We start from the raw sequence: 20,073 nt of genomic DNA on the forward strand, positions 1-20,073 counted from the left end.
CCGATGCCATGAACGTGTACCAGTGCCATCGCGCCCCCCGACTCCCACTCACCGACACTTCATTGTGCGACACGGGCGGTTCTCGAGTGAGTTGTCCACAGATCCGTCAACCACCCTGGCGCGACAGTTAGTGCCGCATCAGGCTACGCCTCGGTCTTGCCGGTCGAGAGCGGTTGGCGCGGGACACGTTATCTCGCGGGGTGCACTCTCATCTGAGTTTCGAGATCCTCCCGCGCTGCCTCACGAGGTGGTGGCCGAGACGTTGGAGCGAGCTCTGCATGACCACTCGGCAGAAGGCGAGGTAGCGAGTGTCCTGGTCGGGACCGCGCTGAACGACGACGATGGCGAGTTCGTTGAGCACTGGTGCGTGCAGGTGGTCTATGGCGCGGACGGCTTCCGGGGTAGTCCATCGAGCTTCGCGCTTGGAACCACGTGTCTGCTTCCAGGAGCCGACTGGGAGCAGACTCCCGTGCTCGGCTCCCAAATGGCTCCCAAGAGCACCCCACAAACCACTCAGGGGCCTGATCCGCATTGCGGATCAGGCCCCTGACCTGGTACTTCTCTGTCGGGGTGGCGGGATTTGAACCCACGACCTCTTCGTCCCGAACGAAGCGCGCTACCAAGCTGCGCCACACCCCGATTGTCGCTGCTCTCGCGGCGACGTCGTTTACTTTAGCCCACCGGTGGCTGGAGACGAAATCCGGTTTTGGCGCCCAGGCGGAGGGGGTCCGGGCGGGTGCGGTCCACGGCGATGAGGGTGACGGCCAGGCAGTACAGGACGAGGAGCAGGAGGAGGGAGACGCCCAGGACGTACGGGTGGCCGTGCCGGCCGGTGTCCTGGAAGGGGTAGAGGTGGCGGGCCGGGCCGGCGGGGAGGAGCAGCCCGCGGAGCAGGGTGAAGACCAGGTAGGCCGTCGGGTACAGGAGCCATGCGGCGGCGTGGGCGAGGCGTATGCGGGCCGGCGGGGAGAGGAGTAGCCAGTCCAGCACCGCCGCGATCGGGAGCACCGTGTGCAGGGTGGGGGGCGCGAGCGCGGCCAGCGTCCCGGCCGGGCCGGTCAGGGCCGTCGGCTCCGCCGTCCCCGTCATCGTGTACGCCGGTGCCGCGTCCGCCAGGAGTACGTGGTGGAGCAGGGCTGCCGCGACCACGTACAGCAGCGCCGCTCCGGTCAGGGCGCCCGGGAGAGGGCGGCGGGCGGTCCAGGCGTGGCGGGCCGAGGCGAGCGTGACCACGGCCAGCAGGAGCGTGCTCTGGATCGTGAAGTGGCTCAGGACTCGTGCGGGGCTGCCGAGCAGGATCTCGACGGTCACCGCCGCGATCGCCGCCAGGGCCAGGAGCAGGCGGTACGTCGCTGTCAGGGGGCGGCGCACCGGCGGCGCCACGGCTCCCGCGGGGGCGGACGAGGGCATGAGGTTCGTCCGTCTTCCGGGGATGACGGGGAGGTCAGGGATGTCCCTGGGTATCGGGGCGGTCATGGACCCCAGAGTGGGTGGATGACCTGGTCGGGGCGATGCGGGTGGGCCGGACGGGTGACATGGGGGCCGGCTCGGCTCGGCCGTATCGGCCCCCCCCGGCCATCCGGCGACCCGGTCGTACAGTCACCCGGTCACGCAGCCGCCCGGTCACATAGCCGTCCGGCCCCTGCTCCCCGCCCGGTTTCTCGGCCGGCTACTCCCGCCCCACCAGGGTCATCAGCGTCGCCTCCGGCGGGCAGGCGAAGCGGACCGGGGTGTAGCGGTTGGTGCCGCAGCCCGCGGAGACGTGGAGGTAGGAGGTGCGGCCCGCGGACGTGTGCGTGGACAGGCCCTTCACCCGGTCGGTGTCCAGGTCGCAGTTGGTGACCAGCGCGCCGTAGAAGGGGATGCAGAGCTGGCCGCCGTGGGTGTGGCCGGCCAGGACCAGGGGGTAGCCGTCGGCCGTGAAGGAGTCCAGGACGCGCAGGTAGGGGGCGTGGACGACGCCCATCGAGAAGTCCGCCGTGCTCGACGGGCCGCCCGCCACCTCCGCGTAGCGGTCCCGCTTGATGTGCGGGTCGTCCAGGCCGGTCAGCTCGATCGTGGCGCCCTCGATCTTGAGGAGGTCCCTGGTGTTCGTCAGGTTCCGCCAGCCGGCGCCGTCGAAGCCGTCCCGCAGGTCCTCCCACGGGTTGTGGATCACGTTGGCGGCCGGGTCGTTGCCGTTCAGGCCGTGCCGGCCCTGGGCCTTCTCGATCAGGTAGCGGGCCGGGTTGCGCAGCTTGGGGCCGTAGTAGTCGTTGGAGCCGAAGACGTACGCGCCCGGGAACTCCATCAGCGGGCCCAGCGCGTCCAGCACCTCCGGGACGCCCTCCGGGTCGGACAGGTTGTCGCCCGTGTTGATCACGAAGTCCGGGCGCAGGCCCGCCAGCGAGCGCAGCCAGCGCTGCTTCTTGCGCTGGCCGCCCACCAGGTGGATGTCGGAGATCTGCAGGACGCGCAGGGGGCGCATTCCGGCGGGCAGGACGGGGATCGTCACCCGTCGCAGCCGGAAGGAGCGGGCCTCGAAGCCCGCCGCGTACACCAGTCCGGCGGCACCGGCCGCCGTGATTCCCAGGGGGATTCCGTATCGCGCGCGCATGCGCCCATCGTGTCAGATCCGGGGGGAGTGGAGAGCCGCGGCGCCTTTCGGGTGGTCGGCCGGAGCCGGTGTCCGGCCGCCCGAACATGCCCGGGAACGCCGGGCTTTGGGGCGGGTGTGGGGCGAGTGTGGGGCGGGAAGGAAATGCGCGGGCGTCCTGCCTCCCCTTCCTGCGACAATCGAGGCATGACCACGCTCAAGTCGAAGCTGCACGACGACCTCAACGTTGCGATCAGAGAGCGTGACGAGCTCAGCTCCTCCACGCTCCGGCTGACGCTCACCGCGATCACCAAGGAGGAGGTCGCGGGGAAGGAGAAGCGCGAGCTCTCCGACGACGAGGTCCTCAAGGTGATCACCCGTGAGGCGAAGAAGCGCCGTGAGGCGGCGGACGCCTTCGCGCAGGGCGGACGTCCCGAGCAGGCCGAGCGGGAGAAGGCGGAGGGCGAGCTGCTCGCGCGGTACCTGCCCCGGCAGATGTCCGACGACGAGCTGAACGCGATCGTTTCCCAGGCCGTCGAGGAGGCGAAGGCGGCCGGCGCGGAGGGCCCGCGGGCCATGGGGGCGGTCATGAAGATCGTCAACCCGAAGGTGGCCGGACAGGCCGAGGGCGGCCGGGTCGCCGCCGCGGTGAAGAAGCTCCTCGCCGGCTGAGCCGGTGGGCGTCGGGCAGACGTCCGGTGAGCGAAAGCGTCCCGCCGGACGAGCCGGCGGACAGCGAAGGGCCCCTCCCTCCCGGTGCGGGAAAGAGGGGCCCTTCGCTGTGCCGCCGGTGTGCTGTCAGCGCCGCCCGCCCGGCCCGTTGCCGGGGCCCTGGATGAAGCCCTCCGGGATGGAGATGGTCGGGTTCGGCTCGGCCCCGCCGTTGGTGCCGGTGCCGCCGTCTCCGCCGTTCTCGCCGCCGCCCAGGCCGCCGATGAACCCGCCGCCGCCGTTGTTGCGGTCGTCGTCACGGTCCTCGTCGCCCCCGCGGCCCCGGCCCCGGCCTCGGCCCTTGTCCTCGTCGGGCTTCTTGCGGTCCGGGATGTGGATGAGGTTGAACTCGGGGGCTTCCTTGCCGTTCAGCGCGCCGCTCATCATGTCGCGCCAGATCGGGCCGGGCACCTGGCCACCGAACACCTTCGCGTGCCAGGTCCCGCCGATCGAGATGTCGACCATCTGCCGCTTGTGCTCGGGGTCGCCGACCCACACCGCACCGGCCAGGTTCGGCGTGTAGCCCACGAACCAGGCGGCGTAACGGAAGTCCGTCGTACCGGTCTTGCCCGCGCTCGGGCGGCCGCCGAGACCGGCCTCCGTACCCGTACCGTCCTCGACCACGCCCCGCAGGAGCGTGTTGATGGTGTCGGCCGTCTTCTCCGACATCGCGCGCGAGCACGTCGACTTCGGGACCGGAAGCGACTTCGACTTCTCGCCGACGCGCCGGCTGATGGACTCGATGGCGACCGGCGTGCAGTACATGCCGCGCGAGGCGAACGTGGCGTAGCCGTTCGCCATGGTCAGCGGGGACATCTCCTGGGTGCCGAGGGCGATCGACGGCGCCTGCATCATCTTGTTGCCGTCGGCCCGCTCGACGCCCATCTGCTTCGCCATCTGCGTCACCGGGCAGATGCCGATGTCGCTGATCATTTCGATGTAGTAGGTGTTGACCGACTTCGCGGTCGCTTCCTTCATGTCGTACGGGCCGACCTCGGTCTCGTTCTCGTTCTCGACCGGGACGCCCGACTCGTTCCACGTCTTGCCCTCGCAGGCCGAGACCGGGGTCGGGTAGTCCATCTGGTACGGCGAGGCGTACGTCTTCGTCGCCGGCATCCCGCCCTCGAGGGCGGCCGCGGCCACGATCGGCTTGAACGTCGAACCGGGCTGATAGCCGGCGCCACCGCCCATGCCCTGGTCCACGGAGAGGTTGATCTGCGTCTCGTTCTTGCCGAAGCCGTACGGACGCGACTGGCCCATGGCGCGGATCTTGCCGGTGCCGGGCTCGATGACGCTGGCGGCGGTGGCCACCTCGTCGCTCTTGTTGACGTGGCTCTTGACCGACGCCTGCAGGGACTTCTGCGCCTGCGCTTCGAGCGTCGTACGGATCGTCAGACCGCCGTGGTTCCAGACCTTGGCCCGCGCTTCCGGGGTCTTGCCGAAGGTCGGGTCGGTCAGGAACACCTGGCGCACGTAGTCGCAGAAGAAGCCCGCGCCGTCGACCGCCGTGATGCAGCCGTTCTTCGGCTTGCTGATCTTCAGCCCGAGCGGTGTGCTCGACGCCTCGGTGGCCTGCTCCTCGGAGATGTCGCCGACCTGGGCCATCCGCGCCAGGACGGTGTTGCGCCGCTTGAGGGCCTCCGTCTCGTCGTTCACCGGGTCGTACCGGCTCGGCGACTGGACGAGGCCGGCGATGAGCGCCGACTCCTGGAGGTTGAGGTCCTTGGCGGGCTTGGAGAAGTAGCGCTGGGAGGCGGCCTCCACGCCGTAGGCCTGCTGGCCGAAGTACGTGATGTTCAGGTAGTTCTCGAGGATCTTCTTCTTGCCCAGCTCCTCCTCGACCTGGATCGCGAACTTCAGCTCGCGGATCTTGCGGCCGATCGTCTGCTGGGTGGCCTGCGCGACCTTGGTCGCGTCGTCACCGGCCTCCTCCACGAAGACGTTCTTCACGTACTGCTGCGTCAGGGTGGAGGCACCCTGGGAGACGCCGCCGCTCTGCGCGTTGCGGTTCATCGCGCGCAGTACGCCCTTCAGGTCGACCGCGCCGTGCTCGTAGAAGCGCGAGTCCTCGATCGCGACGATCGCCTTCTGGAGGTGCGGCGAGATGTCCTTGAGGTCGACCACCGTGCGGTCGCGCGAGTAGACGGTGGCGATCTTGCCGCCCGCCGCGTCGAGGATGGTGGTGCGCTGACTGAGCGGAGGCGTCTTGAGGTTGGCGGGGAGTTCGTCGAAGCTCTCCACCGACCCCTTGGCGGCGAGGCCCAGCGCTCCCACGGCGGGCAGCGCGATACCGGCCAGCACGGCCCCCGACAGGACACTGACACCGAGGAACTTCGCGGCCTGCTGCGTTGCCGACAGGCCGCCGCCCGAGCGCTTCTTTGGCATGGGAGCAGCCTACGTTCTCATTTGCCGGACACGCGTACAGGCCTTGGCCTAAGCTGCCCACAACTGTCACAGCAGTGAGGTCACGTATCAATACGCCGGGCGATCCCGAATCGTTCCGGATCTCTCCGACTTTTTTGTCGGGGCGTGGGGGATGCGTGTCCGGATCCACCTTCCGTGTCACATGGTGTCCGTTGTGGCGCAAGTGAAACGCCCCGAAGCGTCGGGATTGTCGCGCATGTCGCCAGCTCACTCCCCCGGGTGATCTGCCGCTTACCCATAGTCCGTTCGGGCCATTCAAGATTGGGCCCGCTGGGGGTGTTGCGCTGTGCCCACCTTCCGTAACGTCCTCAACTGGCGGCGGTGAATATGCCGCTGCCGCCGTGGGGGAGCCTCGATTCGGGAGAGGACGGCGCCGGTATGGGCTGGGTTACCGACTGGAGTGCGCAGGCTGCCTGCCGCACTACTGATCCGGATGAACTGTTCGTTCAAGGAGCAGCGCAGAACAGGGCCAAGGCGGTGTGCACCGGGTGTCCGGTACGCACGGAGTGCCTGGCCGACGCGCTCGACAACCGCGTCGAGTTCGGCGTGTGGGGAGGCATGACGGAACGTGAGCGCCGCGCACTGCTGCGCCGGAGGCCCACGGTGACGTCCTGGCGCCGGCTGCTGGAGACCGCGCGCACGGAGTACGAGCAGGGGACAGGTGTCATGCCCCTCGACGACGACGAGGTGTACGCGAGCTTCGCGGCGGTGGGCTGAGGGTTCTCGGGGTCTCGGCCCCTGCTCCGCTCCGCGTGGGCGGGGCTCCGGGCGGGGCCTTGCACCGGCGCCCGCAGCCGGGCGGGCCTCCGAACAGGCTTCTGGGTGCTCCTCCGGTCGGTCCTCCGGCAGTCTTCGGGGCGGGCGGTGCTCGGCCGAGCGGCAGAGGGCGTCCGGCAAGGGGCGCCCGTCAGGGTATGTCGGTGCGCCTCAGGGCGTGTTGGCGCCGGGATGCCGGTGGAAGACGGGGCATGGCGCCCCCGTCAGGGCGTGCCGAGCCGTCAGGGCGTGCCGACGCGTGTCAGGCGCTCGCCTCGGGCAGCTCCGGCCGGTTGGTCGCGAGCCGGTCGCCGATGGCCCGCAGTCCCGTGAGGTCGTGCACGTCGCCGGGCAGCGCGGCCACTTCCGTCACCGCCACCTCGGGGTGGAGCGCGGTGAAGCGGTCACGTGTGCGCTGCTCGCGTGAGAGCAGCTGCATCCGCTCGGCGTGCAGCCTCAACAGGCCCGCGGTGAGCTGGTCGACGGACCGCTCCGCGGCCGCCTCGTCGTCCGTCCTGCCGGCACCGGTGTCGTCCACGGTGGCGGGGGAGCCTCCGTCGGGGACGTCGTCCTGTGCCGGTGTACCGGGTGCTTCCGGAGGGGGAGTCTCCGCAGCGGGGGTGCTTGAACTTTCGTATGTGTCGGGGGAGTTACGAAGTCCAGCTTTCCCGTCCTCCTGATCCACAATGCGGGAGTCCTCAAGATTTTCCGCGGCGGCCAGCGCCCGCTCGGCCGACAGCCGGTCGGCGCCGCTGCCGTGGACCCGGTTGAGGACCAGGCCGGCCAACGGCATGTCCTCGGCGGCCAGTCGTTCCACGAAGTACGCGGCCTCGCGCAGCGCGTCCCGCTCCGGGGCCGCGACCACCAGGAACGCGGTCCCGGGCGCCTGGAGCAGCTTGAAGGTGGCGTCCGCGCGGGTACGGAACCCGCCGAACATGGAGTCCATCGCCGCCACGAACGTCTGCATGTCGTTCAGCAGTTGCCCCCCGAGCACCTTTCCCAGAACGCCGGTCATCATGGACATCCCGACGTTCAGGAATTTCATCCCCGCCCGGCCGCCGACCTTCGCCGGGGTCAGCAGGACGCGGATGAGCTTGCCGTCGAGGAAGGAGCCGAGCCGCTTCGGCGCGTCCAGGAAGTCCAGCGCGGACCGGGACGGCGGGGTGTCGACGACGATGAGGTCCCACTCGTCACGGGCCCGCAACTGCCCCAGCTTCTCCATCGCCATGTACTCCTGCGTGCCCGCGAAGCCCGCCGAGAGCGACTGGTAGAAGGGGTTGCCCAGAATCGCGGAGGCCCGCCCGGGATCCGCGTGCGCCTCGACGATCTCGTCGAAGGTGCGCTTCATGTCGAGCATCATCGCGTGCAGTTCGCCGCCCGCGGAGTCGTCTATGCCCTTGACCCGGCGGGGGACGTTGTCGAGCGAGTCGATGCCCATGGACTGGGCGAGTCTGCGGGCCGGGTCGATGGTCAGGACGACCACCTTGCGCCCCCGCTCGGCCGCGCGCAGGCCCAGCGCCGCGGCGGTGGTCGTCTTGCCGACCCCGCCCGAACCGCAGCACACCACGATCCGGGTGCCGCGGTCCTCGATCAGCGGATCGACGTCGAGCGTGGGGACGGGGGAGAGGCGGTGGTGGGCCGAGTGGGCCGAGCCGCCCGAGTGGGCCGGGTCGTGCGCGTGCGCCGGTTCCGGACGACGACTCATGACATCCCCTGCTTCCGATACTTCCGACTCGGTTCTCGACGGGTTTCCCTGTTCGGCTTCCGGCTCGTGACCAAGGGCGGCGCGACGGACGGCGCGACGAGCACACCCGCTACGGCGCCCGGGCCGGGTACGCCCGCTACCGTGCCCGGGCCGAGTGCGCGCGGGCCGAGTGGACCCGGGGCGAGTGCGGCCGTGGTCGGCGCGGTGCCGCCGGGAGGGTTCCCGCCGGTCATGACACGCCCTGGGCGCGGAGTTCCTTGGCCAGCGTGTACAGGCCCGCCAGGTCCATGCCCTCCGCGAGCAGCGGCAGCTCGTGCCGGGGCAGATCCACCTCGGCCAGTGCGGCACGCTGCTCGGCCTCCAGCGCGTACCGCTCGGCGTACTCCTCCGCCTGCGCGAGCAGGGGGTCCACCAGCTGCTCGGCGTGCCCCCCGCGCCGCGCGCCGCCGAGACCGGCGGAGGACAACGACCGCGCGACGGAGGAACGCGAGACCGTCCCCACGAGTTCCAGATCGGCCGCGTCCAGCAACCCGGGGCGCACCATGTTCACGATGATCCGCCCCACCGGCAGCCGGGCCGCCCGCAGCTCGGCGATGCCGTCCACGGTCTCCTGGACCGGCATCTCCTCCAGCAGCGTGACCAGGTGCACCGCAGTCTCCGGTGATTTCAGCACCCGCATCACGGCCTGCGCCTGATTGTGTATCGGACCGATCTTGGCGAGTCCGGCGACCTCGTCGTTGACGTTGAGGAAACGGGTGATGCGCCCGGTCGGCGGGGCGTCCATCACGACGTAGTCGTAGACGAACCGCCCGCTCCTGTCCTTGCGCCGTACCGCCTCGCACGCCTTGCCGGTCAGCAGGACGTCCCGCACACCGGGCGCGATGGTGGTCGCGAAGTCGATCGCGCCGAGCTTCTTCAGGGCCCGTCCGGCACTGCCCAGCTTGTAGAACATCTGGAGGTAATCCAGAAGGGCACGCTCGGCGTCGATGGCGAGGGCGTGCACCTCCCCGCCGCCGGGAGCGACCGCGATCTTCCGTTCCTCGTACGGCAACGCCTCCGTCTCGAAGACCTGTGCGATGCCCTGGCGGCCCTCGACCTCGACGAGAAGCGTCCGCTTCCCCTCCGTGGCCAGAGCCAGCGCGAGGGCCGCGGCCACCGTGGTCTTGCCGGTTCCGCCCTTGCCACTGACGACCTGAAGCCTGCTCACGCCTTTGAGCCTAATTCCTCCCCGCGCGCCCCGTCGGCTCCGGGGGAGAGTTCCCCGGAAACCAGCGGCTAGAGTCGCGGCATGACGAAATGGGAGTACTCCACGGTTCCGCTGCTGGTCCACGCCACGAAGCAGATTCTGGACACTTGGGGCGAGGACGGCTGGGAACTCGTGCAGGTTGTCCCCGGGCCGAACAACCCCGAGCAGCTGGTGGCCTACCTGAAGCGGGAGAAGCAGGCGTGAGCGCGGTCGAGGAGAGGCTGGCCGAGCTCGGGCTGAGGCTGCCCGAGGTCGTCCCGCCGCTGGCCGCGTACCGCCCCGCCGTGCTGACCGGGCCGTACGTGTACACCGCCGGCCAGCTCCCCATGGTGGACGGCGAGCTCGCGCTGACCGGCAAGGTCGGCGCCGAGGTCACCGCAGAGGAGGCCAAGGAGCTGGCACGCACCTGCGCGCTGAACGCCCTCGCCGCCGTGAAGTCCGTCGCCGGCGACCTGGACCGCGTCGCGCGCGTGGTCAAGGTCACCGGCTTCGTGGCCTCGGCCCCGGACTTCACGGGCCAGCCGGGCGTCCTCAACGGCGCGAGCGAGCTGCTGGTCGACGTCCTCGGCGACAAGGGCGTCCACGCCCGCAGCGCGGTGGGCGTCGCGGTCCTGCCGCTGGACGCTCCGGTGGAGATCGAGATCCAGGTGGAACTGACCGAGGCGGGCTGACCGGGGCGGAGTGACCGGGGCAGGCCTTGACCGGGGCGGGCTGACGGCTGCGGGCGGCCGATGACCCGGTGACCCACGGGGACGAGGGCGGCCCGGCCCCCTCTCCCCGTGGGCACTCGAACATCAGCCCCTCACGGGATAGCCTCCGGCCATGGCGAATGCGCAGGCTGATGGGCGGGCCGGGGGCCGAACGGGTGACCGGTCCGAGAGCCGGACGGGTGGCCCGGCCGGTGGGCAGTGGTGTCCGCCGGAATGGCCGGAGCGCATCCGTGCGCTCGCGGACGGCACCCTCGTCCCGGTCACGCCGAAGCGCGCGGCCACCGTCATGCTCCTGAAGGACGCCGACGACGGCTATGCCGTCCACATGCTGCGTCGACGCGCCTCCATGGCCTTCGCCGGGGGCGCGTACGCCTACCCCGGCGGTGGCGTCGACCCGCGCGACGACGACCTGCACGTCCGCTGGGCGGGTCCCACGCGCGCGTGGTGGGCGGACAGGCTCGGCGTGGACGACATGGCGGCCCAGGCGATCGTCTGCGCCGCCGTGCGCGAGACGTACGAGGAAGCCGGGGTGCTGCTCGCGGGCCCGACGCCCGACTCCGTGACCGGCGACACCACGGGCCCGGACTGGGAGGCGGACCGCGTGGCACTCGTCGCGCGGGACCTGTCCTTCGCGGAGTTCCTCGACCGCCGGGGACTGGTCCTGCGCTCGGACCTGCTCGGGGTGTGGACCCGGTGGATCACCCCGGAGTTCGAGTCCCGCCGCTACGACACCTGGTTCTTCGTCGCCGCCCTCCCCGAGGGCCAGCGCACCCGGAACGCCTCCACGGAGGCCGACCGCACGGTGTGGATCGCCCCGCGCGAGGCGGTCGCCGCGTACGACCGGAGCGAGCTGCTGATGATGCCGCCGACGATCGCGACCCTGCGCCAGCTGACGGCGTACACGACGGCGGCTCAGGCGCTCGACGCGGCACCCGCGCGCGACCTCACGCCGGTGCTGGTCACCACGCGGCTCGACGAGGACGGGATCGTGCTGTCCTGGCCGGGGTACGACGAGTTCACCCTGCACATCCCGAACGGTGGAGCCACGACATGACGGACGCGGCAGCCCTCCCCGGCCAACCGCGCGGAGGGGTCCTCTCCGGACCCGCCACCGCGCGGGCGGTCAACGTCCTGGCCCCGAACGCCTCGGCGATGACCCTGGACGGCACCAACACCTGGATCCTCTCGGAACCCGGTTCCGAGCGGGCGGTCGTGATCGACCCGGGCCCCCTGGACGAGGGGCATCTGCGCAACGTCGTCGACACCGCCGAGCGGGCCGGCCGGCGCGTCGCCCTCACCCTGCTGACGCACGGTCACCCGGACCACTCCGAGGGCGCCGCCCGCTTCGCCGAGCTGACCGGCACGAAGGTACGGGCGCTGGACCCGGAGCTGCGTCTGGGGGACGAGGGGCTGGCCGGCGGGGACGTGGTCACCGTGGACGGCCTGGAACTGCGGGTCGTCCCCGCCCCCGGCCACACCGCCGACTCGCTGGCCTTCCACCTGCCGGCCGACGGGGCCGTCCTCACCGGCGACACGGTCCTGGGACGCGGTACGACCGTCGTGGCCCACCCCGACGGCCGCCTCGGCGACTATCTGGACACGCTGCGCCGTCTGCGCTCGCTCACGGTCGACGACGGCGTCCACACGATCCTGCCGGGCCACGGCCCCGTGCTGGAGGACGCCCAGGGCGCCGTCGAGTACTACCTGGCCCACCGCGCGCACCGCCTCGCCCAGGTGGAGACGGCCGTCGAGAACGGCCACCACAGCCCGTCCGACGTCGTCGCCCACGTCTACGCCGATGTGGACCGCTCCCTCTGGCCGGCCGCGGAACTGTCGGTCCGCGCGCAGCTGGAGTACCTGCGGGAGCACGGGCTCATCTGAGGCAGGCCCCGAGGCTCCCAAGGCCCCGAGGCTCCCAAGGCCCCAAAGCCCTGAAGCACAAGACCCCGGGGTCTGCAGCCCGCTCCACGTCCGTTCGGCGGAACCCCGGAGCCGGGCCGAGGCGCAGGGACCCCTGCCCGGATGTCCAGTCCCCACCCGAGCGTTCAGCCCCTGCCCGGACGTCCGGCCGAGGGACGGGGCAGGGGCGGCGGCGGTAGGGACCGGGTCAGGTCAGCGGGACCGCTTCGCGAGGCGTTCCACGTCCAGGAGGATCACCGCGCGGGCCTCCAGCCGGAGCCAGCCGCGCTGGGCGAAGTCCGCCAGGGCCTTGTTGACCGTCTCGCGGGACGCGCCGACCAACTGGGCCAGTTCCTCCTGCGTGAGGTCGTGGACGACGTGGATGCCCTCCTCGGACTGCACGCCGAAGCGGCGGGAGAGGTCCAGCAGGGCACGGGCCACCCGGCCCGGAACGTCGGAGAAGACCAGGTCCGACATGGCGTCGTTGGTCTTGCGCAGCCGGCGCGCGACGGCCCGCAGCAGCGCGGTGGCCACCTCGGGGCGGGCGTTCAGCCAGGGCTGGAGGTCGCCGTGGCCGAGGGCGAGCAGCTTGACCTCGGTCAGTGCCGTGGCGGTCGCGGTGCGCGGGCCCGGGTCGAAGAGCGACAGCTCGCCGATGAGCTCGCTGGGCCCGACGACGGCCAGCATGTTCTCCCGGCCGTCGGGGGAGGTGCGGTGGAGCTTGACCTTGCCCTCGGTGACCACGTAGAGCCGGTCTCCGGGATCGCCCTCGTGGAACAGGGAGTCGCCCCGTGCGAGGGTCACTTCGGTCAGCGAGGCGCGAAGCTCCGCGGCCTGCTCGTCATCGAGCGCCGCGAAGAGCGGGTTCCGCCGCAGAACGTCGTCCACGTGATTCTCTCCTTGTCGACCTGCTCAGGGGACCTCCGGCCCCCACGTACCAGGGGTCCGGGGTGCCCATTTTGCCGGACAGTCCAAACAGTGTGATCTGTCACAAGGATGCCGCACCGGCCTGCCCGGGTAAGCGGCAGGGGTCCAATTGGGGGCCGATCTTCAGGGGTCGGGACGGATGTCGGCGCCGAGCCGTAGGCTGGCCGGGTGGCCAAAATGCCGGTGAGAGTGCACGCCCCAGGGGCTGTTCGGGTGGCGGCGCACCGGGATTCCGCTGTGGGCGAACAGGGCTCCGATGGCGGCAGGGAAACGGAGAAACCGACAGAGAAGGCGCCGGTGAAGAAGAAATCGACCGCGAGTGCGACCGCGGATGCGACCACGAGTGGGAGTGCGAGGGCGCGCGGCGCGGCCGGGGCGAAGTCCGCGGCCGCCGTCGAGCCGCCCGCGGCGGAGTCGCGCATCGCCCTCGTCCGCCGCGCCCGGCGGATCAACCGGGAGCTCGCCGAGGTGTTTCCGTACGCCCATCCCGAGCTGGACTTCGAGAACCCCTTCCAACTCGTGGTCGCCACGGTCCTGTCGGCCCAGACCACCGACCTGCGCGTCAACCAGACGACCCCCGCCCTCTTCGCCAAGTACCCCACCCCCGAGGACCTGGCCGCCGCCAACCCGGAGGAAGTGGAGGAGATCCTGCGCCCCACCGGGTTCTTCCGGGCCAAGACCAAGTCGGTGATAGGCCTTTCGAAGATGCTGGCGGAGGATTTCGGCGGCGAGGTGCCGGGCCGTCTCGAGGACCTCGTCAAGCTGCCCGGTGTGGGCCGCAAGACGGCCTTCGTCGTGCTCGGCAACGCCTTCGGCCGCCCCGGCATCACCGTGGACACGCACTTCCAGCGTCTGGTGCGCCGCTGGAAGTGGACGCGGGAGACCGACCCCGACAAGATCGAGGCGGCCGTCGGCGCGCTCTTCCCGAAGAGCGAGTGGACCGACCTCTCGCACCATGTGATCTGGCACGGCCGCCGCATCTGCCACGCCCGCAAGCCCGCCTGCGGCGCCTGCCCCATCGCCCCGCTCTGCCCGGCGTACGGCGAGGGCGAGACCGACCCGGAGAAGGCGCGGAAGCTGCTGAAGTACGAGAAGGGCGGCTACCCGGGCCAGCGGCTGAACCCTCCGCAGGCCTACCTCGACGCGGGCGGACGGCCGGCCCCGCCGCTGGGCGCCGCATGACGGGGGCACGCGCGGAGGCGTACACGGGGGCACACAGGACGGCCGCCGATGGAACGATCTAGGCGCCACCGGGCGTTGGACGGGGCATGGGAGCGGCGGGGGCCAGGACGGCAGGGGTGGCGATGGCGCGGGTGACCGATCCCCGGGGCGGCCGGGTGAGGCTCAGCACGGAGGGCCTGCCCGCCTGGCTGGACCCGGTGGCCCGGGTCGCGCAGACGATCGCCCCGGGCGACCTGAGCCGCTTCCTCCCCCCGGCGGACGGCGCGGGACGCCAGGCCGCCGTTCTCATCCTGTTCGGCGACGGGGAGCGCGGCCCGGAGCTGCTGCTCATGGAGCGGTCGGCGGCGCTGCGCTCGCATGCCGGACAGCCGGCCTTCCCCGGCGGCACCCTCGACCCCGAGGACGGCGACCCGCTGACCGACGGGCCGCTGGCGGCCGCGCTGCGCGAGGCCGAGGAGGAGACGGGGCTCGATCCCGACGGAGTCCAGCTCTTCGGCGTCCTGCCGAAGCTCTACATCCCCGTCAGCGGCTTCGTCGTCACGCCGGTCCTGGGCTGGTGGCGGATCCCCAGCCCGGTCGGCGCCGTCGATCCGAACGAGACCGCCCGGGTCTTCACCGTCCCCGTGGTGGATCTCACCGATCCGGACAACCGCACGACCACCTTCCACCCCAGCGGCCACCGGGGTCCGGCGTTCCTGGTCGAATCGGCCGTGGTGTGGGGCTTCACGGCCGGGATCATCGACCGGCTGCTCCATTACGCGGGGTGGGAGCGCCCCTGGGACCGGGACAAGCAGGTCCCGCTGGACTGGCGGTCATGACAGGGTGGGCGCGGTGCCGTGCGGTATGGGGGCCTGTGACGACGGCGGTTCGTCCCGCATGCCCCCGGACTCCGGCCGAGCAGGAACGACCGGAATGACGAGGCGAGGCAAAAAGCGGTGAACGTGCTGGACATCCTGTTGCTGGTCGCCGCCGTGTGGTTCGCGGTCGTCGGCTACCGCCAGGGCTTCGTCGTCGGCATTCTGTCGGTGATCGGGTTCCTGGGCGGCGGTCTCGTCGCCGTCTACCTTCTCCCCGTCATCTGGGACGTCCTGACGGACAAAGCGGAGGTCGGCACGGTCGCCGCCGTCGCCGCGGTCGTCGTCGTCATAGTCTGCGCCTCCATCGGCCAGGCCCTGACCACCCACCTCGGCAACAAGCTGCGCCGTTACATCACCTGGTCCCCGGCCCGAGCGCTCGACGCCACGGGTGGCGCCCTGGTCAACGTCGTCGCGATGCTCCTGGTCGCCTGGCTGATCGGTTCGGCCCTCGCGGGGACGACCCTGCCGACGCTCGGCAAGGAGGTCCGCCAGTCCAAGGTGCTGACCGGCGTCTCCCGGGCGCTGCCCGACCAGTCCGACACCTGGTTCGCCGACTTCTCCTCCGTCCTCGCGCAGAACGGTTTCCCCCAGGTCTTCAGCCCCTTCGCGACCGAGCCGATCACCGACGTCCAGCCCCCCGACCCCGCCCTGGCCGGCAGCCCGGTGGCCGGCCGCGCGCAGCGGTCCATCGTCAAGGTCATGGGCACCGCCCCGCAGTGCGGCAAGGTCCTCGAGGGCACCGGCTTCGTGTTCTCCGAGCGCCGCGTGATGACCAACGCGCATGTCGTGGGCGGCGTCGACGAGCCGACCGTGCAGATAGGCGGCGAGGGCAGGAAGTACGACGCGACGGTCGTCCTCTACGACTGGAAGCGCGACATCGCGGTCCTCGACGTCCCGGACCTGAAGGCGCCCGCGCTGCGGTTCACCACCGAGGACGCGAGCAGGGACGACGGCGCGATCGTCGCCGGCTTCCCGGAGAACGGCGCGTACGACGTCCGGTCGGCGCGGGTCCGCGGGCGCATCACGGCCAACGGCCCGGACATCTACCACCGGGGCACGGTCCGCCGTGACGTGTACTCCCTGTACGCGACGGTCCGACAGGGCAACTCCGGCGGCCCGCTGCTGACCCCCGACGGTCAGGTCTACGGCGTGGTGTTCGCCAAGTCCCTCGACGACGCCGAGACGGGATACGCCCTCACCGTGGACGAGATCCAGGAGGACATCGTCAAGGGCCGCTCCGCGACCCGGCAGGTGGACAGCGACAGCTGCGCCCTCTGAGCGGCGCGAGGCCCGCTACGGCCGTGAGGACGTCCGTACGGCCCGTTGTACGGCTTGTACGGCCGGTCGCACAGTCCTGGTTGCCACGGTCCCGGTCGCACGGGTCCGGTCGTATGGCCCGGTTGTACGGACGGGGCCTGCGACCGGACCGCGTGGAGGGATCGTACGGAGGAGTCGTACGGAGGAGTCGTACGGAGGGGCCGGGGACGGGTGTACGCCCAGACGGCTCACCGGGAGCACGGCCGGGCGTACGCCCCTCGTCAGCCGCGTGGGTGATGGTGGCGGAGCCGCACCGAGACCCAGCGGGCCCGGCGGCGGAGGATATGCGGAATCCCGACCCTGAGATCCGTATCTGCCATCTCCGGTGCACCGCCTTGCTGGTGGGATCCCATACCGCCCGCCGAGCGGCGGTCGCGGCGTGCGTCACTGTAGTCGTGCGTCCAGCCCATACTCCGACCACTGCCCCCGACCCATGGTCGATAACCGCCTGGCGCAGGGCCAATTGGCCTATGCGTCAGGCAAGTGGCCGTTCGTAGGACAGGTGTTCAGATCTGGTGATCGGTCCTGCGTACGGAAGGAGTACGGGAGGGGAAGAGGAAGGAGCACGGAAGGGACGCGGACGCCGCCCGGTGGGCTGTCAGCGGTCGGGTTCCGGGTCCTTCAGCCAGTTGATCAGCTCGGCGGAGAACGCGGCCGGGTCCTCCTCGTGCGGGAAGTGGCCGAGCCCGTCGAACAGCCGCCAGCGGTACGGCGCTTCGACGTACTCCCCGGACCCGGCGGCGCTGCGGACGCCCGCCACGGGGTCGAGCGAGCCGTGCAGATGCAGGGTCGGAACCCGCACCGGCCGCTTCATCCGGCGGTTGAACTGGATGCCGTCCGGCCGGGCCAGCGACCGCACCATCCACCGGTACGGCTCGATCGAGCAGTGCGCCGTGGACGGGATGCACATGGCGCGCCGGTAGTTCTCCAGCGCCTTCTCCTCCGGCGGGCGGGGCCCGGACCAGTCCTGGATCAGCTTGGCCACCAGCGCCCCGTCGTCCGCGGTGAGCTGCCGCTCCGGGACCCAGGGCCGCTGGAACCCCCAGATGTGCGACATGGCGGACGACTGCCTGACGTCGGCGATCATGGCCGCCCGCCAGCGCCGCGGATGCGGCATGGACGACACCGCGAGCCGTCGTACGAGCTTGGGGCGCATCGCCGCCGCCGTCCAGGCCAGGTATCCGCCCAGGTCGTGCCCGACCAGCGCGGCGTCCGGCTCGCCGAGGGAACGGATCACACCGGTGATGTCCAGCGCGAGGTTGGCCGGGTCGTAGCCGCGCGGTGTGCGGTCGCTGCCGCCGACGCCCCGCAGGTCCATGGCGACCGCGCGGAACCCGGCGTCGGCGAGCGCCGTCAGCTGGTGCCGCCAGGTCCACCAGAACTGCGGGAAGCCGTGCAGCAACAGCACCAGCGGCCCGTCGCCGAGCTCGGCGATGTGGAAACGCGCGCCGTTGGCGGCGACGTCCCGGTGGGTCACCTCGGCGCCCCCGGGGATGTCGAGGCGTACGGCCGACAGGGGCTGGGCCGAAGGAGTGGCGGGGTCCGTCATGAGGACGAGCGTGCCACAGCTTCGATCGCCTCGGGGATCTGATCCCTGGGCAGCTCCGGACGCGGGTGCGGCTTGGCCTTCTGCAGCACGACCGCCGTCTCCTTCATCGAGGCGGCGACCTTCTGCGGGCCGCGGCCCTTCTTGGCCTTCTTCGCGAAGACGGTGCCGATCAGGGCGAGGACGAGCGCGACCAGCACGTTCGCCGCGAACGACAGCAGGAAGCAGACGGCCAGGTTCCAGTCGCTCCAGGTATGGATGCCGTAGGCGAGGGCGAAACTCAGCATCGGCAGCGAGAACAGCAGCACGAGACCGGCCGCGGTGAGCAGTCCGCCGCTCGTCGCGCCCCGCTGCACATCCCGCTTGAGCTGTGCTTTCGCCAGGGCGATCTCGTCGTGCACCAGCGCGGACATGTTCTCCGTCGCCGAGGCGAACAACTGGCCGATGCTGTGTTCGGCGCCGACCGGGCTGCCGTCGGGTGCGCTCATCGCGGTCTCCCTCTTCTGCTTTCGTCCTGCGTGCCTCTGCGTACCTCTGAGTAAGGATCAGTCTGCCGCCTGACGGCTCCTGTCCGCCCCATCACCTGCGTCGACCGCGTGTGTCCGGTCGCGTACGTCCGACCGGCTCGGACCGGCTCCGACTGTCCTGACCTTTGTACCGTCCCGTCAGATCATGCCGGATCGTCGTGGTCCCCGCCTGCCCCGCCCGGTACTTCGGCAAGCCCGCTATGTCCCTCGGCCTTCTCCCGGGCGAGCCGCCGGTGCTCGGCGGCCTTGCGCTCGTGGATCTCCGCCATGCGCAGGTGGTACGCCGGGTCGTCCTCCTCGTAGACGTCCGGGACGCCGCTGAGGTCGTCGTCGCGTTCCTCGGCCTCGGTCAGCCTGCGGTACTTGGCGTTCCGGATCTTCAACAGCACGGTCGCGAGGACGGTCGCGATCAGCGATCCGGTCAGGACGGCGGCCTTCACACGATCCGTCATCGACGCGTCGCCCTCGAAGGCGAGTTCGCCGATGAGCAGGGAGACGGTGAACCCGATCCCGGCGAGCACCGCCACCGCCAGGACGTCCGCCCAGGCGAGATCGTCGCTGAGCGACGCCCGGGTGAAGCGTGTGGTCAGCCACGTGCCGCCGAAGACACCGACCGTCTTGCCGACGACGAGACCGAGGACCACACCGAGCGTCTCGGGCTGGGTGAACACGTCCGCGAGCGCGCCGCCGGAGACCGCCACACCCGCGCTGAACAGGGCGAACAGCGGGACGGCGAGACCCGACGAGAAGGGCCGGACGAGGTGCTCGACGCGCTCGCCGGGGGACTGCTCCTCCCCCTCGCGACGGTGACAGCGCAGCATCAGGCCCATGGCGACACCGGCGATGGTGGCGTGGATCCCGCTGTTGTACATCAGGCCCCAGACGACCAGGGCGAGCGGCACGTACACGTACCAGCCGCGTACGCCCTTGCGCAGCAGCAGCCAGAAAACGGCCAGGCCCACCACGGCGCCGGCGAGCGCGAGGAAGTCGAGGCGGTCGGTGAAGAAGACCGCGATGATCAGGATCGCGAAGAGGTCGTCGACGACGGCGAGGGTCAGCAGGAAGGCGCGCAGCGCGCTCGGCAGCGAGGTGCCGATGACGGCGAGCACGGCGAGCGCGAAGGCGATGTCGGTGGCGGTGGGCACGGCCCAGCCGGCCAGTGAACCGCCGCCGATGCCGCTGGTGAACGTGTAGACGAGGGCCGGTACGGCCATGCCGCACAGGGCGGCGACGACAGGGAGCGCGGCGGCCCGGGGATCGCGCAGATCACCGGCGACGAGTTCGCGTTTGAGTTCGATGCCGGCGACGAAGAAGAAGACCGCGAGCAGTCCGTCGGCGGCCCAGTGCGCGACGGACAGGTTCAGGCCGAGCGCCTCGGGCCCGAAGTGGAAGTCGCTGACGCTCTCGTAGCTGTGGTGCAGGGCGGGTACGTTCGCCCAGATCAGCGCGGTGATCGCGGCGACGAGCAGCAGCATGCCGCCGACGGTCTCGGTGCGCAGCGCATCCGTGACGTAGGTCCGCTCGGGCAGGGAGAGACGGCCGAAGGCCTTGCGCGGGCTGGGAGTGCGGGGGGCGGTCACGGGTGGTCCTCTGGTCGTCGGGCAGCACGAATCGTGTGCCGACCAGACTTCCCGGCGCTCCATGAGACAACTGTGGGGGACGGCCTGCTGTGGACGTCCTTCGTGGCCACT

General features: G+C 71.0%; 19 protein-coding genes and 1 tRNA gene. 9 read left to right on the forward strand and 11 right to left on the reverse strand.

Going from position 1 to position 20,073, the window contains the following annotated elements; translation table 11 throughout:
* Nucleotides 1-565 precede the first annotated feature (565 nt).
* From OHB56_RS23260 to OHB56_RS23270, 3 genes are all read right to left on the reverse strand, one after another.
* A tRNA-Pro gene (locus OHB56_RS23260) sits at nt 566-639 on the reverse strand.
* A gap of 33 nt (nt 640-672) precedes the next feature.
* The gene (locus tag OHB56_RS23265; RefSeq protein ID WP_406355452.1) at nt 673-1,476 is read right to left on the reverse strand and encodes a Pr6Pr family membrane protein; all 804 of its coding nucleotides are present in this window, start codon (nt 1,474-1,476) and stop codon (nt 673-675) included.
* 193 nt (nt 1,477-1,669) lie between these two features.
* Complete coding sequence (locus OHB56_RS23270) at nt 1,670-2,596, reverse strand: metallophosphoesterase (RefSeq protein WP_406355454.1); 927 nt, start codon at nt 2,594-2,596, stop codon at nt 1,670-1,672.
* 186 nt (nt 2,597-2,782) lie between these two features.
* Here OHB56_RS23270 and OHB56_RS23275 point away from each other — a divergent pair, with 186 nt between their 5' ends.
* Complete coding sequence (locus OHB56_RS23275) at nt 2,783-3,247, forward strand: GatB/YqeY domain-containing protein (protein WP_055597203.1); 465 nt, start codon at nt 2,783-2,785, stop codon at nt 3,245-3,247.
* Between the two features lie 126 nt (nt 3,248-3,373).
* On the opposite strand, the gene OHB56_RS23280 is transcribed toward OHB56_RS23275, so the two are convergent.
* Nucleotides 3,374-5,671 carry a transglycosylase domain-containing protein gene (locus OHB56_RS23280; protein ID WP_406355456.1) on the reverse strand — a complete coding sequence of 766 codons (2,298 nt, stop codon included), beginning with the start codon at nt 5,669-5,671 and terminating at the stop codon, nt 3,374-3,376.
* Between the two features lie 417 nt (nt 5,672-6,088).
* On the opposite strand from OHB56_RS23280, the gene OHB56_RS23285 reads away from it, so the two are divergent.
* The gene (locus OHB56_RS23285; RefSeq protein WP_055597205.1) at nt 6,089-6,427 is read left to right on the forward strand and encodes a WhiB family transcriptional regulator; all 339 of its coding nucleotides are present in this window, start codon (nt 6,089-6,091) and stop codon (nt 6,425-6,427) included.
* A gap of 301 nt (nt 6,428-6,728) precedes the next feature.
* Here OHB56_RS23285 and OHB56_RS23290 read toward each other — a convergent pair whose 3' ends face one another.
* Entirely contained in the window at nt 6,729-8,171 is a 1,443-nt protein-coding gene (locus OHB56_RS23290) for an ArsA family ATPase (RefSeq protein ID WP_406355457.1), read from the reverse strand.
* Nucleotides 8,172-8,400: 229 nt separating this feature from the next.
* Nucleotides 8,401-9,378 (reverse strand): ArsA family ATPase, encoded by a 978-nt coding sequence (locus tag OHB56_RS23295; protein WP_406355459.1) that lies wholly within the window; start codon nt 9,376-9,378, stop codon nt 8,401-8,403.
* A gap of 81 nt (nt 9,379-9,459) precedes the next feature.
* Here OHB56_RS23295 and OHB56_RS23300 point away from each other — a divergent pair, with 81 nt between their 5' ends.
* The 4 genes from OHB56_RS23300 (at nt 9,460) to OHB56_RS23315 (ending at nt 12,008) form a co-directional block, all read left to right on the forward strand.
* Nucleotides 9,460-9,621: a DUF4177 domain-containing protein gene (locus OHB56_RS23300; RefSeq protein WP_019355547.1), complete on the forward strand. Its 162-nt coding sequence runs from the start codon at nt 9,460-9,462 to the stop codon at nt 9,619-9,621.
* Entirely contained in the window at nt 9,618-10,088 is a 471-nt protein-coding gene (locus tag OHB56_RS23305) for a RidA family protein (RefSeq protein WP_326753982.1), read from the forward strand. Before OHB56_RS23300 ends, OHB56_RS23305 begins: the two co-directional genes overlap by 4 nt.
* A gap of 151 nt (nt 10,089-10,239) precedes the next feature.
* A complete protein-coding gene (locus OHB56_RS23310) occupies nt 10,240-11,181 on the forward strand; it encodes an NUDIX hydrolase (RefSeq protein ID WP_326753983.1) in 942 nt (313 codons plus the stop codon).
* The gene (locus OHB56_RS23315; RefSeq protein WP_326753984.1) at nt 11,178-12,008 is read left to right on the forward strand and encodes an MBL fold metallo-hydrolase; all 831 of its coding nucleotides are present in this window, start codon (nt 11,178-11,180) and stop codon (nt 12,006-12,008) included. The genes OHB56_RS23310 and OHB56_RS23315 overlap by 4 nt, the downstream gene beginning before the upstream one ends.
* A 231-nt stretch (nt 12,009-12,239) precedes the next feature.
* On the opposite strand, the gene OHB56_RS23320 is transcribed toward OHB56_RS23315, so the two are convergent.
* Nucleotides 12,240-12,914: a Crp/Fnr family transcriptional regulator gene (locus tag OHB56_RS23320; RefSeq protein WP_055572875.1), complete on the reverse strand. Its 675-nt coding sequence runs from the start codon at nt 12,912-12,914 to the stop codon at nt 12,240-12,242.
* Between the two features lie 336 nt (nt 12,915-13,250).
* Between OHB56_RS23320 and nth the strand changes: the two genes are divergently transcribed.
* The 3 genes from nth to OHB56_RS23335 all read left to right on the forward strand — a co-directional run bounded on the left by nth (nt 13,251) and on the right by OHB56_RS23335 (nt 16,270).
* Nucleotides 13,251-14,135, forward strand: a complete 885-nt coding sequence (gene nth / locus OHB56_RS23325; protein ID WP_406355462.1) for an endonuclease III — start codon at nt 13,251-13,253, stop codon at nt 14,133-14,135.
* Nucleotides 14,136-14,257: 122 nt separating this feature from the next.
* Nucleotides 14,258-14,953, forward strand: a complete 696-nt coding sequence (locus OHB56_RS23330; RefSeq protein ID WP_326753986.1) for a CoA pyrophosphatase — start codon at nt 14,258-14,260, stop codon at nt 14,951-14,953.
* A gap of 117 nt (nt 14,954-15,070) precedes the next feature.
* Nucleotides 15,071-16,270, forward strand: coding sequence for a MarP family serine protease (locus OHB56_RS23335; RefSeq protein WP_326753987.1), 1,200 nt, complete (start codon nt 15,071-15,073; stop codon nt 16,268-16,270).
* 260 nt (nt 16,271-16,530) lie between these two features.
* On the opposite strand, the gene OHB56_RS23340 is transcribed toward OHB56_RS23335, so the two are convergent.
* From OHB56_RS23340 to nhaA, 4 genes are all read right to left on the reverse strand, one after another.
* A complete protein-coding gene (locus OHB56_RS23340) occupies nt 16,531-16,719 on the reverse strand; it encodes a hypothetical protein (RefSeq protein WP_326753988.1) in 189 nt (62 codons plus the stop codon).
* A gap of 188 nt (nt 16,720-16,907) precedes the next feature.
* Nucleotides 16,908-17,858: an alpha/beta hydrolase gene (locus tag OHB56_RS23345; RefSeq protein ID WP_326753989.1), complete on the reverse strand. Its 951-nt coding sequence runs from the start codon at nt 17,856-17,858 to the stop codon at nt 16,908-16,910.
* Nucleotides 17,855-18,343 carry a phage holin family protein gene (locus OHB56_RS23350; protein WP_326753990.1) on the reverse strand — a complete coding sequence of 163 codons (489 nt, stop codon included), beginning with the start codon at nt 18,341-18,343 and terminating at the stop codon, nt 17,855-17,857. Before OHB56_RS23350 ends, OHB56_RS23345 begins: the two co-directional genes overlap by 4 nt.
* Nucleotides 18,344-18,525: 182 nt before the next feature.
* The gene (nhaA, locus tag OHB56_RS23355; protein ID WP_406355465.1) at nt 18,526-19,962 is read right to left on the reverse strand and encodes a Na+/H+ antiporter NhaA; all 1,437 of its coding nucleotides are present in this window, start codon (nt 19,960-19,962) and stop codon (nt 18,526-18,528) included.
* Nucleotides 19,963-20,073: the final 111 nt, after the last annotated feature.

It is taken from the genome of Streptomyces sp. NBC_01635 (genome assembly GCF_045209715.1).
Classification (GTDB): Bacteria; Actinomycetota; Actinomycetes; order Streptomycetales; family Streptomycetaceae; genus Streptomyces; species Streptomyces hirsutus.